This window comes from Chitinophaga japonensis, from assembly GCF_007830125.1.
GTDB classification, from domain to species: domain Bacteria; phylum Bacteroidota; class Bacteroidia; order Chitinophagales; family Chitinophagaceae; genus Chitinophaga; species Chitinophaga japonensis.
Window position 1 is genome coordinate 205,855 of sequence record NZ_VLLG01000003.1, and the last position, 14,269, is coordinate 220,123.

8 protein-coding genes are annotated in these 14,269 nt (G+C 54.3%); 6 read left to right on the top strand and 2 right to left on the bottom strand.

Annotation, left to right across the window (positions count from 1 at the left end; all coding sequences use genetic code 11):
* Nucleotides 1-30 precede the first annotated feature (30 nt).
* Nucleotides 31-1,212 carry an acyltransferase family protein gene (locus LX66_RS09875; RefSeq protein WP_145712525.1) on the top strand — a complete coding sequence of 394 codons (1,182 nt, stop codon included), beginning with the start codon at nt 31-33 and terminating at the stop codon, nt 1,210-1,212.
* A gap of 59 nt (nt 1,213-1,271) precedes the next feature.
* Nucleotides 1,272-4,286 carry a glycosyltransferase family 117 protein gene (locus LX66_RS09880; RefSeq protein ID WP_145712528.1) on the top strand — a complete coding sequence of 1,005 codons (3,015 nt, stop codon included), beginning with the start codon at nt 1,272-1,274 and terminating at the stop codon, nt 4,284-4,286.
* Between the two features lie 133 nt (nt 4,287-4,419).
* Here LX66_RS09880 and LX66_RS09885 read toward each other — a convergent pair whose 3' ends face one another.
* Both LX66_RS09885 and LX66_RS09890 read right to left on the bottom strand, forming a co-directional pair.
* Nucleotides 4,420-5,553: a glycoside hydrolase family 88/105 protein gene (locus LX66_RS09885; protein WP_145712531.1), complete on the bottom strand. Its 1,134-nt coding sequence runs from the start codon at nt 5,551-5,553 to the stop codon at nt 4,420-4,422.
* 58 nt (nt 5,554-5,611) lie between these two features.
* Nucleotides 5,612-6,658, bottom strand: coding sequence for a phosphatidylinositol-specific phospholipase C (locus tag LX66_RS09890; RefSeq protein WP_145712533.1), 1,047 nt, complete (start codon nt 6,656-6,658; stop codon nt 5,612-5,614).
* A gap of 376 nt (nt 6,659-7,034) precedes the next feature.
* Between LX66_RS09890 and LX66_RS09895 the strand changes: the two genes are divergently transcribed.
* From LX66_RS09895 to LX66_RS09910, 4 genes are all read left to right on the top strand, one after another.
* Entirely contained in the window at nt 7,035-7,631 is a 597-nt protein-coding gene (locus tag LX66_RS09895; RefSeq protein WP_158642593.1) for an RNA polymerase sigma-70 factor, read from the top strand.
* A 272-nt stretch (nt 7,632-7,903) separates the two neighbouring features.
* Nucleotides 7,904-9,001 carry a FecR family protein gene (locus LX66_RS09900; RefSeq protein WP_158642594.1) on the top strand — a complete coding sequence of 366 codons (1,098 nt, stop codon included), beginning with the start codon at nt 7,904-7,906 and terminating at the stop codon, nt 8,999-9,001.
* 196 nt (nt 9,002-9,197) lie between these two features.
* Nucleotides 9,198-12,644 (top strand): SusC/RagA family TonB-linked outer membrane protein, encoded by a 3,447-nt coding sequence (locus tag LX66_RS09905; protein ID WP_145712542.1) that lies wholly within the window; start codon nt 9,198-9,200, stop codon nt 12,642-12,644.
* A 25-nt stretch (nt 12,645-12,669) separates the two neighbouring features.
* Entirely contained in the window at nt 12,670-14,265 is a 1,596-nt protein-coding gene (locus LX66_RS09910; RefSeq protein ID WP_145712545.1) for a SusD/RagB family nutrient-binding outer membrane lipoprotein, read from the top strand.
* Nucleotides 14,266-14,269: the final 4 nt, after the last annotated feature.

Genomic DNA, 14,269 nt, shown 5'->3' on the forward strand with positions numbered 1-14,269 from the left:
TTTTGCTAACCCGTTTACACTGTTCAACGTATGCGTTTATCCTGGGGAATGCAGGCGGAAACTGCTGATAAAAGACTGGCCGGGCTCGATCACCTGCGGGCGCTCGCCATTACGCTTGTTTTTATATGTCACTACCGCATGTTTGGGCACCCGGCATGGCTCAACGATATCGGCAGCTTTGGCTGGACCGGCGTGGACCTATTCTTTGTGCTGAGCGGGTACCTCATTGCCGGGCAGTTGTTTGGCAGCATACAAAAGGGCCGGCCCATTTCCCTGAAAGAGTTTTACCTGAAACGTTTTTTCCGCATCCTGCCGGCATACCTTGCTGTGCTGGTGCTGTATTTTACCATTCCCGCCTTTAAGGAAAGGGAGGGTTTGTCTGCCCTCTGGCGTTACCTCACCTTCACGCAGAACTTCGGGCTGAACCTGGGGGAGACGCATGCCTTTACCCATGCCTGGTCCTTGTGCATCGAGGAGCAGTTCTACCTGCTGCTGCCCCTGGTGATCCTGTGTTTTCTCCGGCTCAATATTCCCAAAGCGGGCTTTTACCTGTTGCTGGCGCTTTTCATAGGCGGGCTGGCGGTGCGGACCTGGAGCTGGTTCCATTTTGTAGCGCCGCTGGACGGGCAGGACAACATGGGCATCACCTGGTTCCAGTGGATCTATTACCCTACCTATTGCCGGCTGGACGGACTGCTGACGGGTATCTGCATTGCCGGCATCTTCCGGTTCCGCCCGGCGGTAAAGGAGCGGCTGCTGCGGCATGGCAACGGTATTTTCCTGCTGGGGCTGGGCATGATCGTGGGGGCTTATTTCTTTTGCAGTCCCATGGTCACCGCGCATAATTCCATAGCGGGCTTCCCGCTGCTGTCTGTCGCCTTCGGGCTGCTGGTCATTGGCGCGCTTAGCCCGCGCTGTATACTGTACCGCTTCCGCTCGCGGGTGACGGCTACCCTGGCCGCGCTGTCCTACTCCATCTATTTAAGTCATAAGGCGGTGGCGAACCTTACCCAGGAGGTACTGGCCCGCTGGATGCCGGGGCTGGACCCCAATGGAGTGTGGATGTTCCTGGTCTGCATCAGCACCGTAGTGCTTGCCGGCGCAATACTGCGCTACGTAGTGGAAAAACCTTTCCTGCGCCTGCGGGACCGGGTGTTGCGCAGGCAGCCGAAGCCTGCTGCTGCACCGGTTCCAGAATTAACATACTCTTAAGAAACGATGGTTTAATTTAATAGCCGCCCCTCCATTCCGCTTAAATTAAACCATTATACATGAACTTCAGCAAGATCAACAACATTACCGGCTGGATCGTGTGTTTGATTGCGTGTAGCGTGTACCTCCTGACCATGGAAGCCACCGGCAGCTTATGGGATTGCGGTGAATTTATAGCCGCCTCTTACCGATTACAGGTGCCCCATCCTCCCGGCGCCCCGCTTTTTGTACTGCTGGGCCGCCTGTTCAGCATGTGGCTGCCGCCGGACAAGGCCGCCCTGGGCGTTAATGTAATGAGCGCGCTGGCCAGCGGTTTTACCATCCTGTTCCTTTTCTGGACCATCACTTACTTTGCCCGCAAGCTGCTGGTAAAGGCGGGTGCGGTTATGACCCGCGAGCAGGGCCTGCTGATCATCGGCGCAGGCGTAACCGGCGCGCTGGCCTATACCTTCTCCGATTCTTTCTGGTTTTCTGCAGTAGAAGGGGAAGTATATGCCATGTCTTCCCTCTTTACCGCCATTGCCTTCTGGGCGGTGCTGAAGTGGGAGCAGGAAGCGGACCAGCCTTACGCAGACCGCTGGCTGATCCTGATCGCTTATATCATTGGGTTATCCATCGGCATACACCTGCTGAACCTGTTGACCATACCGGCCATCGTAATGGTCTACTACTTCCGGCGTTACAAACCCACCGTAAAAGGTACGCTGCTGGCTTTTTTGCTGAGCTGTGCGCTGACCGGTATCATACAGGTGGGCTTTATACAATACCCCGCTAAAGCCGCCGGTATGCTGGACGTTTGGTTTGTGAACAGCCTGGGCCTGCCCTTTAATTCCGGTGCGCTGTTTTTTATGGCGCTGGTGGTGGCCTTGTTGAGCTGGGGCATTTACCGGGCTTACCGCAGGCGGCAGTACTATGCGCGGCTGGCTTTACTGTGCATCGCTTTCCTGTTCATCGGTTACTCCACTTACATTACGACGCTGATCCGGTCCAATGCCAACCCGGGTATCGATATGTTCAACGTGGACAATCCCGTTGCCCTGCAGGGCTACCTGGGCCGGGAGCAGTACGGGGATTTCCCGCTGCTGTATGGCCAGGTGTTTACCGCCAAACCGCAGGAATACAAAGCGGCCGGCAATATGTACAGCAAGGGAAAAACGCAGTATGACATCAGCGGCAAACGCTATGAGGCGGTTTATGACAGTAAGGATATGATGCTGTTTCCCCGCATATGGGACAACAGCAATGAGCTGGGCCATGCGGATGCCTACCGGCAGTGGCTGGGCCTGGCGCAGGGTGAGCAGCCCACCTACCGCGACAATATCAAATTCTTCCTGGGCTACCAGGTAAACTTCATGTACCTGCGCTATTTCATGTGGAATTTCGTGGGCCGGCAGAATGATATACAGGGCTTCGGCAATGTGCGGGACAGTAACTGGGTGTCCGGCATATCGCTGGTGGACAACCTGCTGTATGGCGACCAAAGCAAGCTGCCGGACAGCCTGAAAGAGAACAAGGCGCACAATACCCTGTTCTTCCTCCCGCTGGTACTGGGCATCATGGGATTGTTGTACCATTACCGGCAGCGGCGTAAGGACAGCCTGGTGGTGGGCCTGCTGTTCTTCTTTACCGGCCTGGCCATTGTATTGTACCTGAACCAGACCGGCGCCCAGCCAAGGGAGCGCGATTATGCCTACGTAGGCTCTTTCTACGCATTTGCCGTATGGATAGGGCTGGGCGTGCTGGCTGTGCATACCTGGCTGAAAAAACGCACCCGCTGGGCCTTTAGCGCCCCGGTAGCCGTCCTGGCCTGCCTGCTGGCAGTGCCGGTGCTGATGGGCTACCAGGAATGGGACGACCATGACCGCTCTCAGAAAGTGCTGGCCCGTGACATGGCGCGCGATTACCTGGAGTCCTGCGCGCCCAACGCCATCCTCTTCACGATTGGCGATAATGAGACCTATCCCTTGTGGTACGCCCAGGAAGTGGAAGGCATCCGCCCGGATGTGCGCGTGGTGCATGTAAGCCTGCTGAACGGCGACTGGTACATAGACCAGCAGCGGCAAAGGGCTAACAAGAGCGCGCCCGTGCCCATGAGCTGGACGCCGGAGCAGTACCGGGGCGATAAACGCAATTACGTGATGTTCCATGACGCCGGCATTTTCCCGCAGGACAAGTTTTATAACCTGAAAGAAGTACTGCAGTTCATGGGCAGCGACGACCAGCGCGCACAACTGCTCACCACCAGCGGGGAGTACATTAATTTCCTGCCGGCGCAGCAGGTATTCCTGCCGGTGGATAAAAAACAGGTGATCGCCAACGGCACGGTGCCCGCTTCGGACAGCGCCCGGGTGCTGCCGCAAATGACCTTCCGGCTGGACAAAAACGCCCTGTTCAAGAACGACCTGGTAATGCTGGATATGATCGCCACCAACAACTGGGAACGCCCGGTATACTTTGCCAATCCCAGCATACCCAGGGGAATAGGGCTGGATAACTACCTGGTACGCGAGGGACTTACCTACCGCCTGATGCCCCTGGCCCCTGAAAGGAACGATGCAGGCCCCCTGGCTAATGACATACCGGTGAACACCGGCAAAATGTACGATAACGTAATGCACAGATTTGCCTTCTGCAGCGCCGATGTGAAGGGCATGTACTTTGACGAGACCAACCGCAACATGCTGCAGCAACTGCGCAATACCTACACCCAACTGGCCATAGACCTGGCTGCGAAAGGGGACAAGACCCGCGCGCTGCACGTGCTGGATACCATGGACCGCAACATACGGGAAGACAACCTCCCGTATGCCATGACCTCTCCCGGCAATTTCCATAACATCAATGCCATGCAGGTAGCATATGCCTATTACCTGGCCGGCAAGCCGGAGAAAGCGGAAAACATCTCGCAAAAGATCATCAGGGATTGCGAGCAGCAGATTGCGTACTACCAGTCACTGCCGCCCTCCAAACTTTCCGGCGACCTGCAGATGGATTACCAGCGCGCCGCAGAATTTATCATCCCGCAGTTGCAGAAAATGAAGGAAGCGTTCCGGGAGAAAGGAACTTTGTTGTAGAAGTATAAAATTCCAAAATCCAAATCCCAAATTCCAAAATTGGCGGAAAAGTACCTACCCAATAGCAGTTTGCTGATAGTTCTGGGGATATCCGCCAATTTTGGAATTTGGGATTTGGATTTTGGAATTTTCTTTAGCGCAATAGCGCGGTTGCGCACCACAGCAGCGGCGCCTGGCCGTGCAGGTCCCCGGTAATGCGGGCACGGTCCAGGTAATACTGCCGGTCGTTCTTTTTATTAGTGCCTTCGCATACATCGCGGATGTTGTTGTTATCATCCAGGTAGGACACCAGCGCCAGCCATCCCTTGCGGGCGGCGGGACCATAGGTTTTGGCATCCAGCCAGCCGTTCTTTACACCGGTGATCATGGCGAAGGTGAACATGCCGGTGCCGGAAGTTTCCGGCCAGGATGCCGGGTCGTCTATCAGTTGCCGCCACATGCCTTCTTTGGTCTGGTACTGCAGCAGCGATGCCATCATGGTTTTGTATCCCTGCATAATGCGGGCCCGGTGGGGATTGTCCTTAGGCAGGGAGCGGAGCAGCTCGCTCATGCCCGCCGCCATCCAGCCATTGCCGCGTCCCCAGAAGAAGGGCACGTCCGGCGCATGGTAGAACAGGCCGTTGGGCCTTTGCAGGGAGTCCAGGTACATCACCATTTCCCGTGCTGCGCGATCTATGTATTTGCGGTCGCCGGTAGCGCGGTAGGCCTGCGCCTGCACAGCGGTGATCATGTACATATCGTCTATCCATAAACGGGTTTGCCAGGTATATCCTTTGTCATGCCATACTCCGGACTCCGGTGTGGCGCGTTTGCCTTCCGGCGGTCCCCACTGTTTGTCCGCGATCCACTTTCCCAACTGCAGGTATTCCCGGTCTTTTGTTTGCATGTACAGCTCCAGCGGTACGGCGCCAAATACGCAGAAATCCACATGGTCGGGCGGGGGCACCAGGCCGGAGTCTGTTCCCAGCAGTGGCGTAAAGCGTTGGGCCAGTTTGCTGGTCAGCGTCTTGTTGCCGGTTTCCCGGGCAAAGGTCAATGCGCCGTACCAGGTGCAGGTTTCCGGGTAAATGATCACTTTGTAAGTTTTGCGGCCTACATTGCCATGCGGCGTAACGATGAAGTGCTCGGCTACACGCAGCCCCACTTCTTCCGGGGTGCTGCCTTTGGGAAAATGTTGAAGGTCTCCGTTGCCATTGGTTTGTGCGGCAAGATGGCTGACAGCGGCCAGGCATACGGCCGTCAGCAGGGTACAAATGGGTTTTTTCATATCGTGCTATTATTTAGGCAACACCTAAGATAATACCTCCTTGCTAAAACCGCTGATCTTATTTTACCTGGTTCAGGGCATATGTTAACACCGGCGCATGGTGGCGGTAATTGGTGGCAATGATCAGCGCGGCTTTCCGCGGGTCGGCAAAATCCATGGCGATAATGCCGTACCTGCCCTGTGGGTGGGCGCTGAAGTAATCGGTAATATGGCCGCTCATTACGTTGGCCACGGTTTGGATGTCCGGGATATGGAACAGGGCCGGCCGGTAGCCGCTGGTAAAATTAATGTACAGGGTTTCCGTTTCCCGCGAGCTGGCTTCCTGGAGCAGGGCCGTGCTGTTATGCCATTTGGCCTGGTTGTCCGGTACTACGAACTGGTCCTGTACCCGGATGCGGCTTTGGGCATTATGGATGGTAAAGGTGGCATTGTGCTCCCAGCGGGAAGCGTCGATCCCCTTGATTGCCTGGCTGGCGGCAAAGCGCCGGAGCAGCACGATGCGGCCCCTTACGCTGCCAATGGGGGGAATGGCAGCGCCCAGGTACCATTTGGCGGCATAGCGGCGCGCATATGCGTCGAAGCTCTGTTCAAAACTGCGGGTGTTATGGGAGGGCGTGTATTCTTCCTTGATGCTCATGATGATGCACTCGCTGGGATTGTTGTCCAGGAAGTTGGCGCAGGCGGCCAGCACTTCCTCAAAGCGGATACGCTGGTAAATGGCCCCGTGGTGGATGGCAAAAGCATTGTTCACATGGCGGCAGCGGATGTCCAGGAAGCGGATGCCCGCATTGAGTTGTTCGTTGAGCGTAAGCGCCTGGCACCTGGCCGTTCCGCCAATGGGCTCATACCGTGCGCAGGCATTGTGTGTGCCGGGCAGGGAAAGCTGCGCCAGGCTGTAGTGATCCGGGATGGTGGCCATCCAGCTATTCAGCGGCACGCTGCCGTCCGCCTCCGTGGCATCGGGGCCGGCATAGGTGGTGGTGCGCTTAAAAGACAGCGGCGCACCGTAGTGCGCCGCCTGGACACGAAGTTTTTTAGTACAGCCAAACAGGGAGCACATTACTGCCAGGCATAAGGCGGCAGCAATGAAAGTTTGCCTTTTCATAGTAACAGTTGTAGGTTTCCCAAAATTAGTGTACCCATCCTGTACCACCACGCCGGCAGGCAGGTTATAACAATTTAGTAATACGGTTGGGCGGGTGGCAGGGCCGCTGACAGCAGTAAGAAAATAACACGAAAATGGACCATGAAAAATAGCCTCATTTAAATATTTTCATAAAATAGAAATGTTTTTTCGACTATTTTTAATTCTACAACACTAAAGAGCAATTGGGTTTATCAGAGCCAGGCATTTTACATCTTCCCAGGGGGAGGCCGCCGGCAGGCGGGGTCTATCGTACTATTGAACAAGACGCACAATGCTAGTGGAAAATGTTAATGAGAGGGTCCATCCGGCCAAAAAAGGACAATTAACGGATGCAATGCAAGAGAACTTTACAACAGAAACTGAACTGTTTTCACAGATAGCGGCAGGAAGTGAACCCGCTTTCCGGCAACTGTTTGAAATGTACAGGGAACGGCTCTTCGTTTTTGCACGCCAGTTGTCTCATTCTACACTGGAAGCAGAAGAAATTGTGCAGGACATTTTTTTAAAATTATGGGAGAACAGGGCCCAGTTAGCCCAGGTAAGCTACCCCCGCAAGTATATTTATACCATGGCGCGCAACCGTGCGCTGGACCTCCTCTCCAGTATGGCAAAGGATAAAAAGGCGATGCAGGCTGTATGGACCAGCATTTCCCGCTTCCAGTTCCAGAACCTGACCGAGGAACTGCTGGCATCCCGCGAAAGCCAGGAACTGATCTACAAGGCGGTGGCGCAGTTGCCGGAAAAAAAGCAGGCGATCTTCTGGCTCAGCCGCCGCGATGGCCTTACCCACCAGGAAATAGCCCAGCAAATGGGCATCTCCGTACAAACCGTAAAAAACAACCTGACTGATATATTAAAATATGTTAAAATATATCTATCCGGACATTCCGAATTGTTGTCCATTATTATATATATACTGCTAAACGTCTGATAACGAGCAGATCCTCTACAATCTCCTAAGTATATAAATTTTAATACATATTAATCTTGATCAACCTTGATCAAAAAAAGTTTAAAATTTTTTCATTTTTGCCGGTACCATCATCTTTAAAAACAGTCTGTATGTATTAGTAAGACCAAAATCACCACCGGATGATGCGTGGAAATGCCGATCGCTTAGCTTATTTATATGGACAGTATATCAAAGGGTCATGTACAGCAGCAGAGTTACAGGAGTTTTTTGAGTATGTCGGAGATCCGGCAATGCGCGATGCATTGCAAAAGGTGATAGACCACCACCTGGAAAACATCCAGCCCGGGAAAGGGGACGCGGTGGTGGACTGGGAGCATTTATACAACAAGATCATACCGTCTGAAAACCCGGCCGCCGGCGGCACTACCGGCGAAAAGCCCATCGTAAGACGGTTATTTACCCTACCCAGGGTAGCCGCCGCTGCTGTCATACTGACGGTGGCTGCCGGTATTTATTTCCTGCTGCCGCGTAACCCGCAGCAGGAGACCACACTGGCCGGCAACGGCCGGTTCCGGAATGATATTCCACCGGGAGACAGTAAGGCCACCCTTACCCTGGCCAATGGCGCATCCATCGCCCTGCACACCAACGACAGCAATGCGCTGGCGCAACTGGAAAATGCGCAGGCCTTCCGGCTGGACAGTGGGGAACTGGTATATAACAATCATGGCGCGGCGGGGAAAGCCCGCGGTTATAATACGCTGGCAACGCCACTGGGCGGCCAGTTCAGGCTGCTGCTGCCGGATGGCAGCCGGGTATGGCTGAATGCCGCTTCCTCGATCACTTACCCGGTAGCCTTTGGCAAAGAAGGCCGTAAGGTATCTATTACCGGCGAAGCCTACCTGGAAGTGGCCCAACAGCCCAACAGGCCGTTTACGGTGATGGTGAACGGCGCAGAGATCACGGTGTTGGGTACCCGTTTTAACGTAAACGCCTACCGGGATGAAGCAGCCACCTGTATCACGCTGATAGAAGGTGCCGTAAGAGTTAACCGGGACAGCCGCAGCAGCGTGCTGCACCCCGGCCAGCAACTGCAGCTATGGCCGCGCGGCGACCAGCGATTGATAGACGATGCAGATCCCGATGCCGCTGCCGCCTGGAAAGATGGATGGTTCTCCTTTGACGATGCGGACATAGCAGCCGTGATGCGGCAGGTAAAAAGATGGTACGACGCAGAGATCGTATATGAAGGCCCTTTACCTGGTCATCATTTTGTAGGCACCATCCCTAGGGATGTGCAGGTATCAAAGCTGCTGACCATGCTGGAACTGACCGGCAGGGTGCAGTTCAGGATTGAAGGAAGGAAAGTTATAGTAACACAACCGTAAACATAGTGATGCTGCAATGTAATGCAACCGTTGTCTATTTATTCACCTTAAAAAAAACGCCAACTGTTAATGTAAGAAACAACAAAATCAATGCCCGTTAATGGGGACGTCAGATGTCGGTCACATCCCGTACCTATGGGTCGTCTAAACCATCGTGTTCTGATATTTTATTAACTCATCAACCAAAATCAAATCTATGATCTTCACCGTCTGGTGTCAAAACAGGCTTGTTAGGCTATTCCTGTCATCCGTCCTGCTATTGGGCCTTTGCCTTCCCGCTACCGCAGGCGCTTCGCAAAACATTACGCTTTCTTTAAAGAACATTTCGCTGACACGCGCCTTTAAAGAAATACAGCAACAAACAGGGTACTCTTTCCTTTACTCGAAAGAAGACCTGAAGGACACCCGGCAGGTTAACCTGGATGTCAGGAATGCCAACATAGAGTCTGCTTTGAGCCTTTGTTTTCATGAGCAGCCGCTCACCTATACCATTGTCGATAAAGTAGTGATCATTAAAAGGAAAGCGGAAGCTTCCTCCAGGCTGGCAGCCGGAGAGTTGCCTGCCCTGCCGCCCATTAAAGGGATCGTAGTGGGTACAGACGGGGCGCCGATACCCGGCACCGTGGTACAGTTGAAAGGTAAAAGCGTGGGCACCGTTACGGACGGCGATGGTCAGTTTGAGCTCAACGTGGAAGTGGGCACTACCCTGGTGATCCGCTCCGTAGGGTATGAAACGCAGGAAGTGACCGTAGAGTCTACCGCGCCGTTGCGGATCGTGCTGAGAGTAAACACCTCTGTACTGGAAGAAGTGATCGTAACAGCCGGTGGTATCAAATCCAAACGCCGCGAAATAGGTACCGCCAACACACTGGTAAAAGCAGACCAGTTGGTGGCCGGTAAAGCGGTGAACATTGCCGGCGGCCTGCAGGGCAAAGTAGCCGGTTTGCAGATCAATGCTACCGGCGGCGGCGTGAATCCCAACTACCGCCTGATATTGAGGGGACAACGTTCCCTGACCGGTAACAACCAGGCCCTGGTGGTGCTGGACAACGTAATTGTGCCGAACGAGGTGCTGGGCAACCTGAACCCGCAGGATGTGGAAGACGTAACGGTGCTGAACGGCGCCGGCGCTGCCGCGCTCTACGGTTCCCAGGCATCCAACGGCGCTATCATTGTTACTACCAAGAAAGGGAAGAAAGGCGTTACCGCGGTGAACGTATCCAATACCACCACCGTGGAGTCCGTAGCCTTTTTCCCCAAGCTGCAATACGCTTATGGTGCGGGTGGCAGCGCGTATGGCTATGACGCGAATGGCAACCCGGCCTTCTCCAACCTGGAAAACCAGTCTTACGGCCCCGCCTTTGACGGCTCCATCGTAGAACTGGGCGAGCCGTTGGAAGACGGCAGCCAGGACCAGGCCACTTATAGCGGTAATAAAGAGCATAACAATTTCTGGGAAACCGGCATCACCAACCAGACGGACTTTTCCGTTACCAATGGAGACGACAAGTCCACCCTCTACCTGTCCGGCCAGTATGCCACCGTAAAAGGCACCACGCCGAAAGATAAATACAACCGCGCCACCCTGCGCGCTAACGGCACCCGCAAGGTGGGCAACAAGGTGAATGCTGCTTACAGCATTGCCTACACGCAGAACAGGTACGATATCACCACGCAAACCGCCAGCATGTACACGCAGTTGCTGAACATGCCGCAGAACGTGGATATCACCAAGTATAAGAACTGGCAGACCGACAAGTTCGCCAACCCGAACGGGTTCTATAACCCCTGGTACCAGAACCCGTATTTTACCGTGGACAACTACCGGTCAAAAACCCGGAACGACTACCTGACCGGCAACCTCGAGCTGAAGTACTCCCCGCTCAACTGGATAGATATCACGGCCCGCCAGGGTATCTCCACCAGGAACCTGTCTTCCAAGGCATGGGTAGGCGCATTTGATTATACCTCTTATGCAGAGACCACCAGCGGCTCCAAGTCAGACATCCCGGCCAGCGTATCCGATGGAACCGGTTATACCACGCAGTTGCTCACTGACTTCTTCGCCCAGTTCCGCAAGGAATACGGTGATTTCAGCTTTAACCTGATCACGGGCGGCCAGTGGCGCCAGGACGAGTCCAAATTTATAAACATCGGCGCCAGCGGCCTCACTATCCCCGACCTGTATAACGTAAGCAACAGCACCTCTAACCCGACAGCCACCGAGGCGAATTATAAAGCCAGGCAGATGGGTATTTATGGCGACTTCCGTATCGGCTATAAGAACTTCCTGTTCCTGCATGGTACGGGCCGTAATGACTGGGTGTCTACACTGGCTCCCGAGAACCGGTCTTTCTTCTATCCCTCCATTGACCTGTCTTTCGTAGCCAGCGACGCTATCCGTGTGCTGAAAGAGAGCCGCACGATTACTTACCTGAAAGTAAGAGGCGGCTGGTCTAAAGTGGGCCAGGTGAACCTGGGCTCATCCAGCAACTTTGGTGCTTATTTCCTGCAGCAGACCTTTGACCAGGCCAATGGTTATCCTTACAACGGCGTAGCCGGCTATACGGTAAACAATACCCTGGTATCCGCCAGCCTCAAGCCGGAGATCACCAAAGGCTATGAAGTTGGCTTTGACCTGAACCTGCTGGACGACCGTATCGTGTCTACCGTAACCTGGTACAGCACCAAAACGGACAACCAGACCGTAAACACCAGCGTATCCAACGCTACCGGCTTTTCTACCTACCGTGTGAACAGTGGTCAGACTACCAGCCAGGGCCTGGAAGTAACCGCGCATGTTACGCCTGTACGTACCGGCGATCTGGATGTGACCGTAGGCGGTAACTATACTTTCCTGGACAATAAAGTGAATAACATCAGCGCCGACCTGCCCCGCCTGTCCCTGGCTTCCTACACGGACAATACCGGTTCCTATGCAGTAGCCGGCGAGATATTCCCGGTAATAATGGGCAGGGACTACTCCCGCGATCCCCAGGGCCGCGTGATCGTGGACCGCGTTACCGGCACACCGCTGGTGGATGATACCATCAAGATACTGGGCAATGCTGTGGCCCGCCACCGCCTGAGCCTGGACCTGAACGTACGTTTCCGGCAATTCCGCTTCTCCGCGCTCATGGAATACCGTGGCGGATACCAAGTATACAACCGGATGGGCATGGAACTGGACTGGTCCGGTACCGGTTACAGAACAGCCGCGTTTAACCGCGAGCGCTTTGTATTCCCTAACTCCGTGTACGAAGATCCGAACCACCCGGGCGTATATATTGAAAATACCAACATCACCGTGCGGGATGGCAATGGTAACTCCGGCTTCTGGACAAATGAGGAGAACAGGAACGTGGCTTCCAACTACGTTACCTCCGGCGATTTCTGGAAGCTGAGGGAAATAGCACTGACCTATGATGTGCCGGCTTCCGTGCTGGGCAGAACAGGCGTGATCAAAGGGGCAAGCATCAGCGTGCAGGCCCGTAACCTGTTTGTATGGATGGCTAAATCGAATTATTACACGGACCCTGAGTACAGCGATGCCGGCAATGACAGCAACGGGATTGGCCTTACCGGCCTGGGGCAAACGCCTCCTTCCCGCTTCTACGGCGCCACCGTGTCATTGACATTCTAAAGCATCTTAAAAAAACAGCAACAAAATGAAGAAATTAATACTTGTTATATCCATAGGGATCGTCGCACTGGGTAGTTCCTGTAAAAAATATCTTGACATTAATGACAACCCGAACACCGCTACCTCCGGTACGCCGGAAGTGGTGCTGCCGCAGGCGCTGGTATATACGGCCAGCAACATCAGCAGCTTTAACAACTACGGCTCGCAACTGGTAGGCTATGCCGCCAATGCGGGCGGTTACGGCGGCTTCGGGTCGGCCGTTACCTACAATTTCAGCGGCTCCACCTACTCCGGCCTCTGGAGCTCTACGTATGACCTGCTGAATGATTTCCAGTACGTGATAGACCAGACGGAGGCCCTGCCGGATTACGGCTACTTCAACGGCGTGGCCCGTATTATGAAGGCCATGAATTTCCAGCTACTGGTAGATGCCTACAATGATGTGCCCTACCGCGAAGCATTAAAGGGCGTAGGCGAGCTGACACCGGTTTATGATAAGGCGGAGGATATATACGCTGACCTGGCCGTTCAACTGGATTCCGCCATCAGCATCATTAACGCAACGGAGGAGCGCCAGCACGCCAGCAGCACCAGCAACGTAAAGGACCTGGGTGTTGCCGACCCGATGTTTGACGGGGACATGGAGCACTGGTTGCAGTTTGCCAACACGGTAAAGCTGCGCCTGATGATACGCGGCAACGGCAAAGTGACCTTTACCAATACTTCCTTTGATGATGCCGGTTTCCTGGACACAGATGCGATCGTAAATCCCGGTTATATTAAAGACAACGGCAAGCAGAACCCGGCCTGGAACACCTGGGTATATTCTTACACCGGTTCCAACGGCAACAGGGCCTGGATACCCAGCAAGTTCATCCTCGGTTTTTACGATGGTCATAAGCTGGATGATTACCGTGGTTACGCCATCTATTATCAATTTCCCAACACCACTTCCAACCAGTTGGGCTATGAAAGCAACGACGTACCCTCTGCACCTACCGGCGGCGCCTGGCTGTCCGGCGCCAATGCAGGTTCCAGCAGGGGCAGTGGGGATGCGGGCAACAGCATCGGCATCTTTAAGTCGCCCGGTTGGGGACAACCCATCCTGCTGGCGGCGGAAAGCTATTTCCTGCAGGCTGAAGCAGTGGTGCGCGGCATCCTGGGCAGCGGCGACGCTAAAACCCTGTTTGACAACGGCGTGCTGGCCTCCTACAGCTACCTGTACAGGAAGCCCGATGGTTCTTATGATAACAACTGGGTGCCGGCAACGGATTATGCCAGCTACCTGGATATGAACCCTGCCAGCTACCTGGTGCACTTTGACCTGGCTGCCAACCAGCAGCAGCAGATCGAGGCGATCATCACGCAGAAATATATTGCGCTGAACTTTATTCATGGTCATGAAGCCTGGAACGAATACCGCAGAACGCATTATCCTGTTATCGTGAACGGATCTACCGATCCTTATCTCACTTTTGCGTCCACGCAATCCATCAGCAGCCGCCCGGACAGGCTGCCTACCCGGGTGCTGTATCCCAACACGGAGGCGGCTAACAACTCCACCAATGTGCCGAAGGGGATAAGCGCCTATAATTCATTTATTTTCTGGGCTTTACAGTAAACAG